Annotated in this window: 14 protein-coding genes and 1 pseudogene; 11 read left to right on the top strand and 4 right to left on the bottom strand. The window is 39.4% G+C overall.

What is annotated here, in order from left to right:
- Positions 1-145: 145 nt before the first annotated feature.
- From V7127_RS10315 to V7127_RS10300, 4 genes are all read left to right on the top strand, one after another.
- Complete coding sequence (locus V7127_RS10315) at positions 146-1,888, top strand: ABC transporter ATP-binding protein (RefSeq protein WP_335485568.1); 1,743 nt, start codon at positions 146-148, stop codon at positions 1,886-1,888.
- On the top strand, positions 1,885-3,636 hold the full coding sequence (locus V7127_RS10310) for an ABC transporter ATP-binding protein (protein WP_335485564.1): 1,752 nt from the start codon (positions 1,885-1,887) through the stop codon (positions 3,634-3,636). The genes V7127_RS10315 and V7127_RS10310 overlap by 4 nt, the downstream gene beginning before the upstream one ends.
- A gap of 81 nt (positions 3,637-3,717) precedes the next feature.
- Positions 3,718-3,939: a hypothetical protein gene (locus tag V7127_RS10305; protein WP_335485560.1), complete on the top strand. Its 222-nt coding sequence runs from the start codon at positions 3,718-3,720 to the stop codon at positions 3,937-3,939.
- Positions 3,918-5,075 carry an FAD-dependent monooxygenase gene (locus V7127_RS10300; protein WP_335485557.1) on the top strand — a complete coding sequence of 386 codons (1,158 nt, stop codon included), beginning with the start codon at positions 3,918-3,920 and terminating at the stop codon, positions 5,073-5,075. Before V7127_RS10305 ends, V7127_RS10300 begins: the two co-directional genes overlap by 22 nt.
- A gap of 131 nt (positions 5,076-5,206) precedes the next feature.
- Here V7127_RS10300 and guaD read toward each other — a convergent pair whose 3' ends face one another.
- Positions 5,207-6,577 (bottom strand): guanine deaminase, encoded by a 1,371-nt coding sequence (gene guaD / locus V7127_RS10295; protein ID WP_335485554.1) that lies wholly within the window; start codon positions 6,575-6,577, stop codon positions 5,207-5,209.
- A 168-nt stretch (positions 6,578-6,745) separates the two neighbouring features.
- Between guaD and V7127_RS10290 the strand changes: the two genes are divergently transcribed.
- From V7127_RS10290 to V7127_RS10280, 3 genes are all read left to right on the top strand, one after another.
- Positions 6,746-7,255 (top strand): DUF1648 domain-containing protein, encoded by a 510-nt coding sequence (locus V7127_RS10290; RefSeq protein WP_335344946.1) that lies wholly within the window; start codon positions 6,746-6,748, stop codon positions 7,253-7,255.
- Positions 7,256-7,278: 23 nt separating this feature from the next.
- Positions 7,279-8,310 carry a S66 family peptidase gene (locus V7127_RS10285; protein ID WP_335485551.1) on the top strand — a complete coding sequence of 344 codons (1,032 nt, stop codon included), beginning with the start codon at positions 7,279-7,281 and terminating at the stop codon, positions 8,308-8,310.
- Positions 8,311-8,701: 391 nt separating this feature from the next.
- A complete protein-coding gene (locus tag V7127_RS10280; RefSeq protein WP_335344944.1) occupies positions 8,702-10,366 on the top strand; it encodes a peptide ABC transporter substrate-binding protein in 1,665 nt (554 codons plus the stop codon).
- Positions 10,367-10,434: 68 nt separating this feature from the next.
- Here V7127_RS10280 and V7127_RS10275 read toward each other — a convergent pair whose 3' ends face one another.
- Positions 10,435-12,075, bottom strand: a complete 1,641-nt coding sequence (locus V7127_RS10275) for a M20/M25/M40 family metallo-hydrolase (RefSeq protein ID WP_335485548.1) — start codon at positions 12,073-12,075, stop codon at positions 10,435-10,437.
- 334 nt (positions 12,076-12,409) lie between these two features.
- Here V7127_RS10275 and V7127_RS10270 point away from each other — a divergent pair, with 334 nt between their 5' ends.
- From V7127_RS10270 to V7127_RS10255, 4 genes are all read left to right on the top strand, one after another.
- On the top strand, positions 12,410-13,771 hold the full coding sequence (locus V7127_RS10270; RefSeq protein WP_335485544.1) for an FAD-binding oxidoreductase: 1,362 nt from the start codon (positions 12,410-12,412) through the stop codon (positions 13,769-13,771).
- Between the two features lie 181 nt (positions 13,772-13,952).
- The gene (locus V7127_RS10265; protein ID WP_335485541.1) at positions 13,953-15,902 is read left to right on the top strand and encodes an FUSC family protein; all 1,950 of its coding nucleotides are present in this window, start codon (positions 13,953-13,955) and stop codon (positions 15,900-15,902) included.
- 85 nt (positions 15,903-15,987) lie between these two features.
- Positions 15,988-16,416 (top strand): Rrf2 family transcriptional regulator, encoded by a 429-nt coding sequence (locus V7127_RS10260; protein WP_335485539.1) that lies wholly within the window; start codon positions 15,988-15,990, stop codon positions 16,414-16,416.
- A gap of 138 nt (positions 16,417-16,554) precedes the next feature.
- Positions 16,555-17,196: an NAD(P)-dependent oxidoreductase gene (locus V7127_RS10255; protein WP_335485536.1), complete on the top strand. Its 642-nt coding sequence runs from the start codon at positions 16,555-16,557 to the stop codon at positions 17,194-17,196.
- A gap of 151 nt (positions 17,197-17,347) precedes the next feature.
- On the opposite strand, the gene V7127_RS25870 is transcribed toward V7127_RS10255, so the two are convergent.
- Together V7127_RS25870 and V7127_RS25865 are read right to left on the bottom strand one after the other, a co-directional pair.
- Entirely contained in the window at positions 17,348-18,205 is an 858-nt protein-coding gene (locus tag V7127_RS25870) for a methyl-accepting chemotaxis protein (protein ID WP_438823995.1), read from the bottom strand.
- 84 nt (positions 18,206-18,289) lie between these two features.
- Positions 18,290-18,499: pseudogene (locus V7127_RS25865) on the bottom strand (HAMP domain-containing protein); the annotation flags it as partial.
- Positions 18,500-19,283: the final 784 nt, after the last annotated feature.

The following is a 19,283-nucleotide window of genomic DNA, read 5'->3' as shown; positions in this document are numbered from 1 at the left end:
TCTTTTTTGTTGGAATTTTTTAGTGACCTATTAAAGAGGAGTAGATGACAATGAGAAGCAAACAAAAAAGACTGATTTTCAGAAAGGAATCTCTAGATAGTGGGTAGCCATGTTCATAACCTGAAAGAGAAAGAGGGTTTGATCGATGTTTGATGTTTTAGGGAAGTTAAGTTGGTTTTTCGGTAAGTATTGGAGACAATATACAATTGCCGTTATCTTATTAATTATTGCTAGTGTCCTTGAGGTGGTGCCGCCATATTTACTTGGCTCCATTATTGATATTTTGACTGCTGGTGATATGACAAAAGCAATATTGGGACAATATATTCTCATATTCATTGCGATTATTATTGGTGGCTATTTCTTGAACTTTTTTTGGCAGTACCGCTTATTTGAAGGGGCGATTAATCTCGAAAGAGTTATGCGCCGTAAGTTAATGCTGCAATTTCTCAAAATGACGCCAACCTTTTATGAAAAAAATCGTACAGGTGACTTGATGGCGCGTGCGACAAATGATTTAAATTCCGTGGCACAAACGGCTGGCTTCGGAATAATGACACTCATTGATTCTACTCTATATTTAGGTGCTATTATTTTGGCAATGGGTTTCATGATTTCATGGAAATTAACACTTTTCGCCATGCTGCCAGTGCCGATTATGGCTGTGCTCATTCAGTATTTTGGGAAGCTTGTTCATGAACGATATATGAAAGCACAGGATGCATTTGGGGAACTGAATGATAATGTCCTAGAGTCTGTTGCTGGAGTGCGTGTCATTCGTGCCTATGTGCAGGAGACAAAAGATGAAGTCTACTTTGCCGACAAGAGTGAAGAAGTATACGAAAAAAATATGCATACTGCGAAAATAAACGCATTATTTGGTCCAATCACGAAAATTGGAACAGGTATTAGCTATGTTGTCGCACTTGGCTACGGCGCCGTTCTTGTATCAAATGGCGAAATGACGGTCGGTCAGCTCGTCACGTTTAACGTTTATTTAGGTCTCGCGGTTTGGCCGATTTTCGCGATTGGCGAGCTAATCAATGTGATGCAGCAGGGGAATGCTTCACTTGATCGTGTGCAAGAAACACTTAACTATGAGGCGGATGTTCAAGACACGAAGGACCCGGTTGCTGTTGCGGCTCCAAGTGCAATTGGATTTGATGATCTTATGTTTCAATATCCAACGAGCCAGGTGAAAAACTTACAGAAAATCTCGTTGTCTCTTAAAAAGGGAGAAACGCTTGGAATTGTGGGAAAAACAGGGGCGGGAAAAACAACATTCCTAAGACAATTACTGCGTGAATATCCACTTGATGAAGGGCAATTACAAATTGGCGGAATCGACATCGCGTCCCAAACAAAAGATCAGATTCTTGATTGGATCGGGTATGTCCCGCAGGATCATGTCTTATTTTCACGGACGATTCGGGAAAATATTTTATTTGGGAAAGAGGATGCAACAGAGGCTGATTTGGAAAAGGCCATTCACCTTGCATACTTTAAAAAAGACTTAGAAAACCTGCCAAGCGGGCTTGAAACATTAGTTGGCGAAAAAGGGGTTTCCTTATCTGGCGGACAGAAGCAGCGTGTGTCCATTGCGCGTGCGCTCATTAAAGATCCTGAAATCTTAATCCTTGATGATTCTCTGTCAGCAGTCGATGCTAAAACAGAAGCTAGTATTATTAAAAACATTCAAAATGAACGAAATGGCAAGACTACCATTATTACAACACATCGTCTATCCAGCGTGCAGCATGCAGATCAGATTATTGTTCTAGAAGAAGGGCAAATTATTGAGCAGGGAACACATGAAGAGCTTCTTGGACAAAATGGCTGGTATAAGGAACAATTTGACCGTCAACAGCTAGAAGGAGGCGGGGCATGAGTACGAGTAAACGATTAACGAAATATGCGATGCATTTTAAGCGGACCATTTTCATCGGGTTATTTTTCTTATCGGCTGCGGTCTTTGCTGATCTTGCGGGCCCGTTCATTGCTAAGAAAATTATCGATGAGCATATGACAATGGGAATTATAGAAATAAAGCCAATTGCCTGGCTGCTTTGCTTATATCTTAGTTTAGCGATCGCCACAGCGATATTACGCTATTTTATGTATATTTATTTGCAAATGGGCGCAAACCGGGTTGTCCAAAAATTGCGCAAGGATGTGTTTGGGCATATACAAACATTGCCAATACAGTATTTTGACAATTTGCCAGCTGGGAAAATTGTCGCACGTGTCACAAATGATACAGAGGCAGTAAGAAATTTATATGTGCAAGTACTTTCTAATTTCGCGACCAGCTTTATTTCAATTGCAGGTGTCTATATTGCGTTGTTTATCTTAAATTGGAAAATGGCGATGATTGCTATAATCATTATTCCATTTATTTATATGTGGATGATTTTGTACAGAAAATATGCGAAGCAATACAATGGTGTTATTCGGACGAAGATTGCTGACATTAATGCGATGATTAATGAATCCATTCAAGGGATGACGATTATTCAAGCTTTTCGCCGTGAGCAGCAAATGACGAAGGAATTCGATGAAATGAATGAAGAGCATTATGCTTATCAGCGAAAATTATTGTTTTTGGATTCAGCAACTTCCTTTAACCTAGTGAATGTCATACGGCTTATCATGTTTACCATTTTCATTGTATATTTTGGCACCAGATCCATTACGGCAGCAGAAATGGTGTCTGCGGGAACTTTATATGCATTCGTTGATTATTTAACGAGATTATTTAACCCTATTACAAATGTGGTGAATCAGTTTTCGCAGCTAGAACGTTCGCTTGTTGCAGGAAATCGGGTCTTTGAAGTTTTGGATATAAAGGGTGAAAAAGTATCTCAGGAAATGATGCCAAGATATGAAGGGCATGTCGTATTCGAGGATGTGACATTTGCTTATAAAGATCAAGATTACGTACTGAAGGAATTATCTTTTGAAGCGAAGCGAGGCGAAACGGTGGCACTTGTAGGTCATACAGGATCTGGAAAAAGCTCTATTATGAACTTGCTGTTCCGCTTCTATGATCCCTCAAAAGGGAAGATTTATATCGATGGTGTAGACATAACAGCTGTACCTAGACAGACCATCCGTGAACATATGGGTATTGTATTACAGGATCCATATTTATTCACAGGAACAATTGCTTCAAACGTGAGCTTGAATGATCCAAAAATCACACGGAAAAAAGTAGAAGAAGCCTTGAAAGCAGTTGGTGCCGAACGTGTACTAGGTCATTTGGAAAAAGGAATTGATGAGCCTGTTATTGAAAAAGGCAGCACCCTTTCCTCTGGACAGCGTCAGCTCATTTCCTTTGCACGGGCCCTCGCATTTGACCCTGCGATTTTAATATTGGATGAAGCTACATCGAATATCGATACAGAAACAGAAGAAATTATCCAACATGCGATGGATGTTCTGAAAAAAGGACGAACTACATTTATTATTGCCCACCGTCTTTCAACTATTAAAAATGCTGATCGGATTCTTGTGTTAGAACGGGGCGTAATTAAAGAACAAGGTACCCACGATGAACTGCTTGCACAGGGCGGCATCTATGACCAAATGTATCAAATGCAGGCTAAGTCACTGCATAATAAAGTGAGTGTTGGCTAGGTTCCGTTAAGGTAGAAAAAACATCAAATGGCGCTTTAACGCAAAAAAATTAACGCTCAACCTTGAGCGTTAATTTTAATAATGAGGACAATAAATCCGTTATTTTCATTTAATGAGCCTAATTTAAGAGCTAAGCGGACACAGTGTGCACTATTTACGAAAAACCACGAGGTAATCACTGCTTTTTTACAATATAAAGGTACCTGTGTCCGTAAACATAAGGAATTAACCCATTTTGTACAAATAAAGGAACTGGTGTCCGCCGATTGGGGTGAAGATACATGGGGAAGAAAGCAATCATAATTGGTGCCGGTATTGGTGGATTATGTTCTGCAATTGCATTACAAAAAGTTGGCTGGCACGTAAAGATATTTGATAAGGCGAGCGAGTTGTCGGAAGCCGGAGCGGGGATTGTTTTAGCCCCCAATGCTTTGAATGTACTAGAGCAATTAGAAATAGTTAAAGAGGTTCGTTCGTTAGGAGCTCCCGTGGGAAAAGCGGAAATACGTAATTGGGACGGGAAGCTTTTACTTAATTTGCCCACTCATGAGCAAGCAAAGCGATATGGAACGTACAGTTATCTTATTCATCGAGCGGTGCTGCAATCTATTCTGCTTAAAGGTCTGCTTATAGGCACAAATGTATTGCTTAACAAAAAGTTGCTAGAAATTAAACAAAGTGATGAAAAAGTGACGGCCATATTTGCCGATGGTACTGAAGAAGAAGGAGACTTACTTATAGGGGCGGACGGAATTCACTCTACTGTTCGAGCTCAGCTTTTTGGCTCTGAAAAACCTCGATATTCAGGATATACAGCTCTGAGGGGGATTTGCAGCTTCGAGGATGAACGATATTTATTCGAACAGGGCGGAGGGTTTGAAGCATGGGGATCAGGAAAAAGGTTTGGGTTCTCTCAAATTGGAGAAGGGCGAGTATTTTGGTTCGCAGCTATCAATTCTCCTCAAGAGATCCAGATCCCAATAGGAGAAAGGAAGCAAGTTGCCCTAAGGCATTTTCGAGGATGGTATAAGCCGGTTGAAGCAGTAATAGAAGCAACGGAGGAGTCAGCAATCCTTCATCACGATATTTTTGATCAAAAGCCACTTCCATGTTGGAGTAAAGGACGAGTTACTCTCCTTGGAGATGCTGCTCATCCTATGCTGCCAAATCTTGGGCAAGGTGGTGCTCAAGCGATGGAGGATGCGATTGTGTTGGCACGTTGTCTTAAGAAAAATGCAGGTATTTCAATTGCATTAATAGATTATGAACAAAAACGGATAACTCGAACCTCAAAAGTCGTCCATCATTCAAGACGAATGGGAAAGCTCGTGCAGTTGGAAAATCCGTTGATAATCAACATTCGCAATAGAATGCTTAAAGCCATACCACCTGGACTTTTTTTAGAGCGCCTGAATTGGGTCGTTGGGTATAAAGTTTAAAAAACAAACACTGTTATAAAATAAAATGACCTCTAGAAAATCATATTTTCTTTGAGGTCATTTTTAATTTGAAATGATTTATATCGTGCACTGAATTTACGAGGGACTTCTCAAGATTTGTACGATATACATTATTCGCTGCGTGAATGAACCTTCTCTCCTTGAACCCACACTTCTCGAATGTTTTCTGGTCGAGTCAGGTAAATGACCTTCTGGAAGACATCCATAAGATCTTCATTCGCATCGAAAATCGGTAATTTTGCCGATGCTAATGTCGTATCAATCATTTGTACATCCCAAGTATAGTTTTCTTCCAAGCGGCCAATTGGTAAGCTTAAGCTCTCACCGCCGCCTGCCGTTGCAAGATAGAATGCTTCATTAATCGTAATACGTGAATTTGGCACACCTCGTTCTTTAGCAGGAAGATTCGGATTAACGCCATCCTCTAACATTCTTGAGGACATGACAGCTTGTCTGGCATTATCAAAAAGACTTGGTGAGAAACCGCCAGAAATGTCGGACCCTAAACCAATATCAATGCCTTTTGAATGAAAATGGGCGATAGGAATGACACTGTTGGCAAAGTAAGCATTGGAGATTGGACAATGACCAATAGCTGTGCCTGTTTTAGCAAATAACTCGGCATCGTTATTATCTAAGAAATTGCAATGCGCCATAACAGACTTTTCACGCAGCAGACCAAAGTCGTATAAGGCAAACGCATCGTTCTTATTAAAACGTTCCTTCACATAACCATGCTCCCAATCACTTTCGCTGCAATGAGATTGGACGTAAGTATCATACTTCGCAGCTAATTCCCCTAAACCTTTTAATGCTTCATCTGTACAGCTAGGAATAAAGCGCGGTGTTACAACTGGATAAACACCTTGTTTTGTTGATTTTGCTAATTCCTTGACTGCTAAAATAAATTCCTCCGTATTAGCTAGGGCGGTCTTCGTATCAGCATCACGGTAATATTCAGGATTTTGTTCAGGGTCATCCATGACTACTTTCCCAACTAAACCGCGCTGTCCTTTTTCAGCACATATTTTCGCTAATAAGAAACTGGCTTCTTTATGAACAGTGGCAAAATAAAGTGCAGTTGTTGTCCCGTTTGCTAGTAGGGTACTGACCACATCCTGGTACACTTCATTTGCAAAATCTAAATCTGCAAATTTGGATTCAACCGGGAAGGTATAAGTGTTAAGCCAATCATAAAGTGGAATGTCTAAAGCTGTTCCAGACTGTGCCCATTGCGGTGCGTGAACATGCAAATCAACGAAACCGGGCAAGAAATACTGACCGTCAGCTAAGCAAAGGAAGTTTTCCTTGCCTTGATACTCATCCAGTAAGGATTGATAATCGCCATCATCTGGAGAAGCCATTTTTTCAATCATTCCGTCCGAATTAATACAGAAAAGATAGTCTTTTAGAATTTGGACTTCTTTAGGTGATTGGCTGGAAAAAGCAGTTCCTTTGAAAACCTGCAAATATTTATTCATTCATATACATCCTATTGTTTAGATTTAATATTCGATTATTATAAGGGATATCATTTGTAAAGTCTAATTCGCATTTATGATGAAACTAAGGCGCTTTATAAAACGTATGAAGAAGTATCATGAGTATTTGTGTAGAATCTTTTATTCTATATGTTAGGTGGTGGGAGTATGATAAATTCATGGAAACGGCCAAAATTAAAGATTCCGAAGACAGCGGGCGAATGGGTTTGGGATGTTGTTGGATATTTATGCTATTTGGGTTCGATTATTCTACTTATTTCCATTTGGAGTGAGCTTCCGGAAAAAGTGCCTGCCCACTTTAATGGTCTTGGTGAAATAGACCGTTGGGGATCAAAATGGGAACTGTTTTTGTTACCTATTATAGGTGTATTCATTATCGTTTTGATGCAGGTTTTGGAGCGATTTCCAGAATCTCATAATTATCCGGAACGATTGAATGAATCCAATGCAGAACAGTTTTACCTGCAAAGCCGAAAAATTGTGAATCAAATAAAAAACATTTGCCTTGTGCTCTTTGCCATCATCTTATTCGAATCAATTTCAATAGCGATTGGCTGGGGAAGCGGAGGATTTGGGAAATGGATTTTACCGATAACGCTATTCGGGATAGGTATTCCCATTGTGATGGGGATTATGAGGATGAGAAAGATTAAATAACAGTTTGGAAAGTAGGTATTTACATGTTGAACAAACCAAAAAAATTACAGCCCGGAGATCTTGTAGCAACAATCAGCCCTTCATGGGGAGGGGCAGGAGATCCCGAGCTTAAATGGCGCTATGAGCAGGGTGTGAAAAGATTAGAGGAAGTGTTTGGTTTAAAGGTAGTTCCTATGCCTAATAGTTTAAAAGGTTCAGATTATTTATACCATCATCCGCAGGCACGTGCAGAAGATTTAATGACTGCTTTTAAGGATAAGAACATTAAAGGGATATTCGCGAATATTGGCGGGGAAGACAGCATTCGCCTTCTTCCTTACATAGACTTTGATGTGATTAAGGAGAATCCAAAGATTTTTGTTGGTTATTCAGATGTGACGATTTCACATTTGATCTGCCATAAGGCGGGGGTTTCCTCCTATTACGGTCCTGCGATATTAACGGACTTTGCTGAGAATGTAGAAATGGATCCATATACCATTGAAATGGTCAAACGAATCCTCTTTTCAAATGAAGTAATTGGAAACATTCAGCCAGCGGAAAATTGGACTAGTGAGCGTTTGGAGTGGTTGGAATCAAATAAAAACAAGCGGCGGAAAATGCAGCCGAATTCTGGTTATGAAGTCCTGCAGGGGACAGGTGTGGTACAGGGGCGTCTAATTGGCGGCTGTATGGAAGTATTGGAGTTTGCGAAAGGAACTGCCATTTGGCCGGATCAGAAATATTGGGATAATAGTATTCTATTTTTCGAAACATCAGAGGATAAGCCAAAACCAGATTTGGTAAGGTACTGGCTGCGTAACTACGCAGCACAAGGCATTTTGCAAAGGGCAAATGGAATTATTTTTGGGAAGCCACAAGATGAAACATATTACGAGGAATATAAAGTTGAGATTCTTAAGGTCATGAAAGAAACTAAATTAGAGCATGTGCCGATTCTCTACAACATGAATTTTGGGCATACGGAACCAAAGTTTATTTTGCCTTATGGTGCGATGGCGGAGATTCATTGTGAGATGGGGACTTTTGCTATTTTGGATAGTGGAGCAGAGTAAAAAGATAAATGACCTCCTTGAGATTCATTCATTCTCAGGGGGTTATTTTTTTATCAAAAAGCGGGACAAGGGACTAGACTTGTCCTATATACCCTTAGTATAGAAAATCTATTCGGGAGTAAGAAATGATAAGGCTAGGTGAAGTCTTTCAGGATTATTCCCATGTTTGTGTGAGAATCCACTAGCTTGCTTTTTTGTCCGTTAAAAATGAAAAAGAAGATTATACAGAAAAATATAACTTGCTCTATTATTCTATAAAATTTATAATTATCTTAACACGCAGACTTTTCGATATATTACCCCGATTAAGAAACAAAAAAGCTAGTATAGATTAAAAATAGAATGGGGTTATAGAAAAGTGATGGTGGAACATTCATAAGGGGGTCATACAGTGAATAAGAAGAATTTAATCTTTATTAGCATGCTGCTAGTTCTCAGCATGTTTTTAGCAGCTTGCGGCGGTGACAAGAAAACAACCACCACAGAAACACCAAAAAACAACGAAAATGGTGGAGAAAAGCAAGAAGAAAAGGCTGAAGTACCGCAGAATTTAAGAATAAATATTAATACGGAACCACCTTCTTTACATCCTGCTTTAGCGAAGGACACGACTTCTGGTGCAGTATTGAATCAAACATTCGAAGGTTTAACACGTATTAACCAAGAAGGAAAGCCTGTAGAAGCGGCAGCAGAAAAAATTGAAGTTTCAGAAGACCAAAAGGTTTATACTTTTACTATTCGTGATGCACAGTGGACAAATGGTGATCCTGTAACAGCAAATGACTTTGAATATGCTTGGAAATGGGCGCTAGACCCGAATAATCAATCTGAATATGCATACCAGCTTTATTATGTTAAAGGTGCAGAAGCTGCAAATACTGCTGGCGGATCACTAGATGAAGTTGGTGTTAAAGCATTAGATGAGAAAACGCTTGAAGTCACATTGGAAAATCCGACTCCATATTTCACAGAGCTAACAGCGTTTTATACTTATTATCCAATTAACAGCAAAGTAGCTGAAGCGAACCCAAATTGGGCTAACGATGCTGGTGAAAACTATACATCTAACGGACCTTTCGTTATGACTGAATGGGCTCATAGTGATAAAATCATCCTGAAAAAGAATGAAAATTATTGGGATGCCGGCGCTGGAAAATTAGAAACAATTGAAATGATCATGGTTAATGATCCTAATACGGAATTATCTATGTTTGATAATGGGGAGCTTGACTGGGCGGGATCGCCTACAGGTAATCTGCCTACAGATGCCATGCAGGCTCTAAAAGATCAGGGGCGTTTAACGACTCAAGCTATTGCTGGTGTATACAACTACAAGTTCAATACAACAGTTGAACCATTTAATAATGTAAATATCCGTAAAGCATTTACTCATGCAATCAACCGTCAAGAAATCATTGACAACATTACTCAAGGTGAACAGCTTCCAGCGATGGCGATTGTACCTCCATCCATGTTCCCTGAAAATGAAAAGGGTTACTTCCCAGACAATGATGTTGAAAAAGCAAAAGAGTTTTTACAAAAAGGCTTAGAAGAGCTTGGATACAAAGATGCTTCTGAACTACCAGCTATAACGCTTTCTTACAATACATCTGAAGCACATCAAAAGATTGCACAGGCGGTCCAAGATATGTGGAAACAAAATCTAGGTGTTGAAGTTACACTTGATAATGCAGAGTGGGCAGTATACTTAGATAAATTACATTCACTTGATTTCCAAGTTGGACGTTTAGGCTGGTTAGGTGACTTTAACGATGCGATCAATTTCTTAGAAATGTATCGTGATGCAGATGGCGGTAATAATAATACTGGTTGGGAAAATAAAGAATTCCAAGATTTACTTGCTAAATCTGCTCTTGAAGGCGATCCTGCGAAACGTCAACAATTATTAAAAGATGCAGAAGCAGTCTTTATGGAAGAAATGGCAGTCGCACCTATCTACTTCTACACTCAAAACTGGGTACAAGTTGAAAACTTAAAAGGTGTTCATATTTCGGGACTTGGTGATGTTCAATACAAGTGGGCTTATTTTGAATAAGTTTGTTTAATCGAAAAAGGATTACTTTGTCAAAAATATTTGGCGAAGTAATCCTTTTCTATATAAGTTTAAACTATTTGTCTTTCAGTAGAATCTGTTACCGCTTCTGGAAACAGGCTGCGGACAAGTGTTTCTAGCATAATTGGAAGCTGTACAAAAGCACTTTCGATATGGAGTCTCTCTGTTCGTTTGTGGGCGTCTTTTCCAAAAGGGCCCACATTTAAAACTGGGGCATGCAATTGCTCCATTTCAATAAACGGAATGCTATAAGTGTCTCCCCATACTGGTGTATTCCGTTCGAAAGAAGTCCAGCCCTCAGCATTATCCTGATAGGATACATAGCTTAGGTCGCAAATTCCATTAAAGTAATGGATTTGATTCACTTCTAAATTGAACTTTTCGATGCCTGTCTTTTTCATTAAATTAACGGCTTTAATGACGAGCGGATCATGGGAAGTATTAACAGCTGGGTAATAAGGCGGCGCATATAAAAGAACGATAGTTGGCCCAAGCTCTTGACACTGAATCATAAGTGAATCGACAATGCGAATCGACTTTTCGCGGTCATCCCAATTTGCGTTCGTTAGGGCATTAGATTTAATCTTCGATATTAACTCAGACCCCAATTTTTTCTCTGCATATTGGAGCAGCTCCTCATAGCGCATTACCTTCACTTTTCCGACAGGCTTTACACCTTCGCGCTCGCATATTTCAGTGTAAGCAGCAGTACAGGCTTGAGCAGCCTTCTCAGCAACCTCTGTAAAAATATCCATTACTTCAGCTGCCGAGCGCTTCATAAGAAAAACATTATATAGAGCTGCAGCACGGTAAGGGGTTTGAGTCGAATACTCCATCTTCAAATCCTTTTGTTGAAGTGAAACAGGCAAAGGTGTATTTTCATTTAGGTCAGATTCACGAAAAATTGGGTTCCATTCCATCTGCTGTGTTAGGAAGGATGCCATAAAGTTCGCGGTCATCCCGCTCATTGGCTCCCCGACATGGGTTTCTTTCCCGTAGAATAGAGCAGCAGGCATAATTTTCCCAATTGATCCAGAATAAATATAATAGTTTGGATCTCCCGGCTCTTGGGAAAAGGACGGCTCACTGTTCAAGAATAATTTGTAGTTTAATTGGTGTTCATCCCGTAAACGTACTAGCTCCGGAACGGCAGCGCGCATTCCAGCTGAGTTTACCTCTTCATCCGGAACTGTCACGAGCAACAGATTGATTGGCCATTTTTCGAGGTTGGCTTTTTCAATTAGGGCCATATGAAGAGCAAGTCCTGTTTTCATGTCCATTGTGCCACGTCCGAATAAGTAATCTCCTGACTCAAGATCAGTACGGGCTTCTTCCGGCAGCTCATCTAGTCGATCCATTAATCTTCTTGTTAGTTGCTCAGGCTGGAAAGCTAATGGTTCTAAATCACCGTATTCTTCCGTGTGGACCGTATCAAAATGACTGATGAGAACGATAGTTTCCGATACTTCAGGGTTTTTATATAAAGCAGTAACGGCATTACGTCCTAGTCCTGCATCATGTAGGCCAATGTAGGAAGGGTTTAATTTAAAGTAATCTAGCTCCATTAACTTCGCATTTAGATTGTAGGCAAATTTGCATTCTCCTTCAGTAAGTGTTCGACTTTGCCAGCTAACAAGCTCGCAAAGTAATGCACGTAATGATTCAGGTGTACCCCATTTTACATGACTCATTTTAATTGCTCCTTTTGTTCTATAATGAAACTAGCAAGATTTTGTGACAGCGGGTTCACACTCTAATTTGGCCAAAAATTCCTCGAGCTCTTATAGACTAATCCTGAATTATCTATTAGCCCTAGCTTCATTGTAACGCGGAATGGGTTTGATGGATAGTTCAATAAAAATGGGATTTGTTTTTGTTGCAGCCATGTTAAAACCCATTATAACGAGGGCAAAAATTAAGGTAATGATTCTTAAAAAAATACAAATCAGGTAGGATTACGCATATAATAGATTGATAGAAAAGTAAAAAGTTTCAGAAAAAATAATTATTAGAGGGAGTTTAATTATGTTTATCCAAAAACTCATTGAATGTCTAGGCAAAGACAAAGTAAGCCAAAGTGAAACAGAGTTGTTCCGTCATAGCCATGATGAATCATTTCATACACCAGTAGAGCCTGATGTAGTTTGTTTTCCGGAGAGCCGTGAAGATGTTGAGGCCATTATAGGGATAGCCCGCGAGCATAAAATCCCTGTAACCCCTTATGGAGCTGGATCGGGACTTGAAGGTCAAGCGATCCCTATCAAAAAGGGGATTTCAATTAACTTTAGGAATATGAATAAGGTCACTCATTTTTCACCAGAGGATTTATTAATTACTGTTCAGCCGGGAATCACGCGTTTGGAATTAAATAAAATAGTAAACCGGCATGGATTAATGTTTCCCATTGATCCAGGCGCAGATGCGTCCATTGGCGGAATGGTCGCAAATAATGCGAGTGGGACAACGGCCGTCCGTTATGGTTCAATGCGTGATCAGCTGCTAGATCTAGAGGTTGTCTTGGCTGATGGAACGGTCATTCACACTGGATCTCATGCGAAAAAGTCATCTTCTGGCTATCATTTGACAGGACTCTTTGCGGGGTCTGAGGGAACCTTAGGCATCATCACGGAAATCACATTAAGGCTCCATGGAATTCAAGAACACACATTAGCCGCTCGTTGTATTTTTGATACACCTGAGGAATGTGCGGAAGCGGCAAAAACAGTTTTACTCAGCGGGATTCCGGTCATGCGTATGGAGCTGGTGGATGCTGAAAGTATTTCTCAGGTCAATGCATATGGAGGCTATCAATTCCCAGTTAGCCATTATTTGTTTTTTGAATTCGCCGGCACCAAGGGAGCGGTGGAGGAAGAGGCGAAGGTAACGGAACAATTAATGCGTGAGCTCGGCTGTGCAAATTGGGAGGCGGCAAGCGGATCGAAGGAACGGATGGAGCTTTGGAAGGCTCGGCATGAAATGGCCTATGCATACCAGCATATTAAGGGTATGGCCAATACGGGAGCGGATGTCTGTGTACCCATTTCACGGCTGCCAGAGCTTGTCTTGTATGCTAGACAGCTAATCGATGAAAGTGGATTAACGGGAGGTGTATTGGGACATGTGGGGGATGGAAACTTCCATACAATGGTTATTTATGATCCGAAGGTGCCTGGTGAAAAGGAAAAGGCTGAATATACGAATGAAGCACTTGCTTTAAAAGCTATTGAAGTTGGCGGAACTTGTACGGGGGAACACGGTGTAGGGCTTGGTAAGATGAAATTTCAAGAGGCTGAGCACGGGAATGCCATTATTATTATGAAACAGATGAAGAAAATGCTTGATCCAGAATGTTTATTAAATCCTGGTAAGATATTTCTTTTAGATTGAATGTAGTAGAGCTAAAACCTGCTTTCTTAAAAATAAAAAAGAATGTTAGGAGAAACGAATCCAAGTTTGTATTGGGTTCGTTTTTTGTTGAGTATGAGAGACGAGGATTCATCGCATATTAGGTAAGACTGTAATTCATTTTCAATCCGCAATAACTGATGGGTGGAAAGAAGGAAACCGAATGAAAAAAGACATGATAAAAGGTGCGTTTACAATTAAGAAGAGTCCTTTTCCTTGGACGAGGGCTATTTCTGCTGGGCTAAGTGCATCTTTGCCTGTCGTCATTGGAATATTATTGGGGAATTTTCAGTTTGGTTTACTGGCTGGAGTAGGAGGTTTTTCTTATCTTTATGTCCTCAATGAACCGTATCCGCAAAGAGCAAAAAAAGTATTTTTTGTTCTGCTAGGACTTTCAGCTTCTATTGGATTGGGTACACTTACGGCATCTTCGCCACTTGCATTTGCTATCTTGCTTGGCGGAATTGGGGCGGTTGGAACCTTTATTTTTGGTGCGCTTAAAATCCCTGGTCCTGCCTCCATATTTTTTGTGATTGTATTCGCAATGACATCAGTTATGCCCATTGATCCATCTAATGCTGCCTTACGGGCCGGTCTTGTTTTACTAGGAGGATCCGTATCATGGGTAGTAGCCATGATAGGCTGGTTTTTCGACCCACATGGACCAGAAACAAAAGCAGTTAAACGGATTTATTTCGAACTAGCAGCACTTCTTCATTCTATCGATACAGAAACATTTAACGAAGCGAGAGAGAGAACCTTGTCCGCATTGAAAGACGCAGATGCAACTCTTCTAAAAGGATATGTATCATGGAGGAGCTCCAATTTCTTTAAAAGATTGTATTTATTAAAAGAATTAGCGAATGTGATGTGGTCAGATATTCTTGAAATGTATGCAGAAGGAAAAACAAAATACCTGCCAGAATTAGGGGAATCTGTGAAAACACTAGCTGATTCATTAGATCGTAAAAAGAAACTCAACCCTTTGGAAATTTTGCAGCCAGAAGAAAGTGATCAAGCTGTAGAGCAACTAATCTCAAGAATCTGTGAAGCTAATGCCATTATGAAAGAACCTATTTCAAAGATTAATCAGGAACTAAAAATAATAAAGCCTACCTTCAAAAGAATTCTTATAGATGCATTTGATAAACATTCCATTGTGTTTCTTTCTTCTTTAAAGTATGGATTTGTCTTAATGGCCGCAGCAATGATTGCTTTCTCATTTGAATTTGAACGATCCTATTGGATACCAGTATCGTGTGGAGCAGTCATGTTAGGGTCTACAATTATAAGTACATTCCATCGAGCCATTCAAAGATCAATTGGGACTACTTTAGGTATCTTAGCAGCAGTAATCATCCTCTCATTGAAGCCAACACCGATGACCGTTGCTTTGTTCATTGCACTATTAAATTTTTGTACAGAGCTATTAATAGTGCGAAATTATGCGTTTGCTGTTACTTTCATTACTCCAAACGCATTGTTGATGGCTGAGAGTACGTCTCATATACATAATCTTTCCTATTTTGCTACAGTGAGAATCATTGATATTCTGATCGGATGCGCCATTGGTTTGATAGGAGTATTATTAATTGGCAGACAATCTGCCTCAAGTCGACTTCTTCATTTAATGGCCAAAACCATTCGCAGCCAGTCTCAATTATTATTTAGCTTGTTTTCTGAAAACAATGAAGTTATTTATGTGGAGAGCAAAGAACAAAATAAAATGCGAACTAATTTGGTCAATTTAAGGACCGTCTATTCCACAGCATTAGGTGAAATTCCAGCTAATAAAAAGTGGTTAGAGTATCTATCACCTGCCATTTTTTCAATGGAACAGTTAGGACAATTACTTGATATATGTTCAAAAAAAGCACAACGTCCGATACTATCAGATGAAACCCTTGCTCAATTTCTTTTCGTGTTTGAAACAATGGCAAATACGCTTGAACATGATGTAAAAGCAGAAAGAAAACATGTCCCATGGATCGAGGGGGATTCTAAAATACAAAAAGAAATTATTTCTTTGCAGGAATCACTGGAGCTTTTGAAGCATAAGGACGGTTCTCGCGTTTCCGCAGAAGGGTCTGTTCCTTCGAAAATCACCGAATAAGCCTTACACGAGGCAGTTTTTCAAAAATATCTTGACATTAAATATTTGATGTAACTATAATGGTTACATCAGGAGGTTGAAGGAAATGAAAATTAGCAGCCGATTTACTGTAGCTGTTCATATTTTGTCTCTCGTATCTATTGAAAAGAGTACACTTTGTACGTCTGAATGGATTGCTGAAAGTGTGAATACAAACCCAGTAGTCATACGAAGAGTAATGGGGAAACTTAAACGAGCAGGCTTCATTCAAGTTCGCCGAGGTACAGGTGGTGCTGAGCTTCAAAAACCTTTACAAGATATTACCCTCCTTGATGTGTATCATGCTGTCGAAGTTGTTGAAGAAGGCGAGCTATTCCAATTTCACGACAGTCCAAATCCGAGTTGTCCTGTTGGGGCCAACATTCAATCGGTTCTTGAATTGATTTTATTGAAGGCTCAAGAGGCAATGGAATTAGTATTAAAAGAAGTAACGATGATGGATATTGTAACGTTTTTAAATAAAAAAATTGGGTGAAACATCTAATTTTTTTATTTTTACTCACGTTGTAACTACCCTGGTTACAACGCGTACGAAATCATCTATTGGTATGGATGCATAGCAGATCTACCTAATGGTGAAAATAATAAACATATTTTTAGGAGGTTTTTTCAGATGAAAATTGGTGTAATTGGAGCTACAGGAAAAGCAGGAAGTCTTATTTTACAAGAAGCATTGGATAGAGGGCATGAAGTTACAGCGATAGTAAGAAATGCTTCAAAGTTAACAAATACAAATGCAGCAGTTCTTGAAAAAGATGTATTTGATTTGACGGCAGGAGATGTAAGTCAGTTTAATGCAGTCGTGAATGCGTTTGGTGCGGTACCAGGACAAGAGCATCTTCATGTTGAGGCAGGAAAAGCATTAATAGAAGCGATGAAGGGAGCTCCAGAAACAAGATTAATTGTAGTAGGCGGAGCAGGAAGTCTATTTGTAGATGAAGATCAAAAAATCAGATTGATCGATACTCCCGAATTCCCGAAAGAATATTACGCAACAGCCTTTAATCAAGGCAAAAACCTAGAAGATCTGCAAAACGCAGCAGGCATTAAATGGACTTTCCTTAGCCCAGCCGCATTTTTTAACCCGGAAGGTAAAAGAACAGGTACTTACCAAAAAGGAAAAGACAATCTCATTGTTAATTCAAAAGGGGATAGCTATGTGAGCTATGCAGATTATGCAATTGCGATTGTAGATGAAATTGAAAATCCAGCCCATATCAATGAGCGTTTTACGGTTGTATCTGAGGCAGAGTAAAAGAAAATATGAATAAAGAGTTTTCTAATAGAAAATAAACAAAGTTGCCAGGCACCACGATGCAATATCTTGAGTCAAAATAGATTCTAGATATTGTACTATTGTGGAGCCAGGCATCTTATAGGAAAGCCTCTACGGAAGATTAAAATACTTATAATTTAAACTTGTTTGCAATAGCTTCCATTTCTGTAGCCATGGAAGCTAATATTTGGATCGCTGAGTTGATTTCTTCCATGGATGCAGTCTGTTGCTGTGATGAAGTAGAGACTGTCTGCATGCAATCGGAAACTTCCGTGGTAATTTTCTCTATGCTCTTTACATCTAAATTGGCGTTTTGAATATCATCATTAATTCTAACAATCCCCTGGAAAATTTGTTCAAACTGGTTTGTATTCGTTTTGATAGAGTCGTGGATTTGCAAGAATGTTTGCCCGGCATTTTCCACCTTTATCATGCCGTCTTTCACTGTTTCATTCCCATCATTCGTTAAAGAAACGGCTTCATTTGTTTTTCCTTCGATTTCAACTATGATATTCGCTATATTTGATATGCTATTAGAGGTTTCTTCTGCTAAGCTTCTAATTTCATTCGCGACAACCGCAAAACCCTTTCCTTGTTCCCCGGCCCTTGCTGATTCGATCGATGCATTTAAGGCAAGAAGATTCGTCTGCTTGGATATATTCGTAATCATTTTAAGAATTTCCCTGACTCTTGCGGACATATAGTTGAGCTCTTCCATTACAATAGTAAGATTGTTCGTTTTCTCTTGAATGTTTTTCATATGATGAACAGAGTCTTTAATAAGTTTGTTCCCTTCAGCTGCTTTTTGCAATACTTGCTGAGAATGAGATGCAGTGCTGCTAATTTTTTCGGTCATTGAACCTGTGTTTTGAGTGATATTTCCAAAGGTATTCTTCACTCTTGTAAGATTAGCAGCTTGATTCTTAACTGAATCTGCAACGTTCTGCAGGGTATTCGAAACATCATCTACAATTTGGGTTACTCCCATTACATTGACAGTCAACTCTTCAGAAGACGCAGCGATTTCTTTAGAACTGTTCGAAGAAAGATGCAAGCTCGCCTTCAAGCTCTCTACCATTTGATTAAAATTCTCAGATAGTTCATGTATTTCACCTGTGGCATTCAAGTCTTGCATATCGAGGGTCAAATCCCCTTCAGAAATCCTTTTTGTGTATGAAGTTAGCTTTTTCAATGGGAGAATCGTTTTTCTGACAAATAGGATAATGATTAATCCTGCAATTAAAAGGGAAATGACGCCGACAATAATCGTAGTTGCCACCATACTCCAGGTTCTATCTGTTAGAATCTCAGCATTAAAGTCAATTGCACTAATGGCAATTAACTCATTAGTAGGGTCATGGTTTTTAAAAATAGGAGCATATCCAGTCAAGCGCTTCATTCCGGCAAATTCATAAACATCAGAGTAGATTGGATCTCCCTTCTCTTTTAATTGTGTAAGAATACGGGGATCAATCGGAATTGTATCGCCAACGTTAACACCTTGAGTTTGGAGATTTTGATCAGCAACAAGTACTGTGCCGTCAAGTGATAGAAGTGATTGGTTCTGAAAAATTGGCTTATGAGCAACCGTCCAACTAATTTTCTGATTAAGTTCGTTCACCTCGGAATCACTTAATTCATGCAGACTATTAATATCCTCATTCGATAGCAGACCAGTTGTGATATTAGCACAACCAATTAACTCAATACCGGCCGCTTCTTTAACCTTAAAATATGTCATTTGATACGTAGTAAAGGAAATGATCACTAGGCTAATAAGTACAACAACGGAAACTAGCGAGATTAATCTTGTAAGAATAGATTTTTTCACAATATTCCCCATTTCATTTAACTTTTTATGACCATATAGGAAAAAATACCCATGTTTTATCTTACACCAAGTTTTCTGAATTCGGCAGTGATTTTTAATACAAATTATGGAGAATTGGTGAAAAATGTGGTTTGCAAAAATAGGATATAAATGGGGGGAGGGGATTGTTTTGTTATTAATCTATTAAGGAGAGAGTCTGGACGGACATTTCACCATGAAAAAGGTTTGAAAAGTC

It is taken from the genome of Bacillus sp. JJ1773, assembly GCF_036962035.1.
In the GTDB taxonomy this organism is placed as follows: Bacteria; Bacillota; Bacilli; order Bacillales; family Cytobacillaceae; genus Cytobacillus.
This window is presented reverse-complemented; position numbering and strand designations above follow the sequence as displayed.

What these genes read in the sequence shown, in the direction of transcription:
- V7127_RS10315 (WP_335485568.1), top strand. Translation starts at nt 146, where the DNA reads ATGTTTGATGTTTTAGGGAAGTTAAGTTGGTTTTTCGGTAAGTATTGG.
- V7127_RS10310 (WP_335485564.1), top strand. Translation starts at nt 1,885, where the DNA reads ATGAGTACGAGTAAACGATTAACGAAATATGCGATGCATTTTAAGCGG.
- V7127_RS10305 (WP_335485560.1), top strand. Translation starts at nt 3,718, where the DNA reads ATGAGGACAATAAATCCGTTATTTTCATTTAATGAGCCTAATTTAAGA.
- V7127_RS10300 (WP_335485557.1), top strand. Translation starts at nt 3,918, where the DNA reads ATGGGGAAGAAAGCAATCATAATTGGTGCCGGTATTGGTGGATTATGT.
- guaD (WP_335485554.1), bottom strand. Translation starts at nt 6,577, where the DNA reads ATGAATAAATATTTGCAGGTTTTCAAAGGAACTGCTTTTTCCAGCCAA.
- V7127_RS10290 (WP_335344946.1), top strand. Translation starts at nt 6,746, where the DNA reads ATGATAAATTCATGGAAACGGCCAAAATTAAAGATTCCGAAGACAGCG.
- V7127_RS10285 (WP_335485551.1), top strand. Translation starts at nt 7,279, where the DNA reads ATGTTGAACAAACCAAAAAAATTACAGCCCGGAGATCTTGTAGCAACA.
- V7127_RS10275 (WP_335485548.1), bottom strand. Translation starts at nt 12,075, where the DNA reads ATGAGTCATGTAAAATGGGGTACACCTGAATCATTACGTGCATTACTT.
- V7127_RS10270 (WP_335485544.1), top strand. Translation starts at nt 12,410, where the DNA reads ATGTTTATCCAAAAACTCATTGAATGTCTAGGCAAAGACAAAGTAAGC.
- V7127_RS10265 (WP_335485541.1), top strand. Translation starts at nt 13,953, where the DNA reads ATGAAAAAAGACATGATAAAAGGTGCGTTTACAATTAAGAAGAGTCCT.
- V7127_RS10260 (WP_335485539.1), top strand. Translation starts at nt 15,988, where the DNA reads ATGAAAATTAGCAGCCGATTTACTGTAGCTGTTCATATTTTGTCTCTC.
- V7127_RS10255 (WP_335485536.1), top strand. Translation starts at nt 16,555, where the DNA reads ATGAAAATTGGTGTAATTGGAGCTACAGGAAAAGCAGGAAGTCTTATT.
- V7127_RS25870 (WP_438823995.1), bottom strand. Translation starts at nt 18,205, where the DNA reads ATGGGAGTAACCCAAATTGTAGATGATGTTTCGAATACCCTGCAGAAC.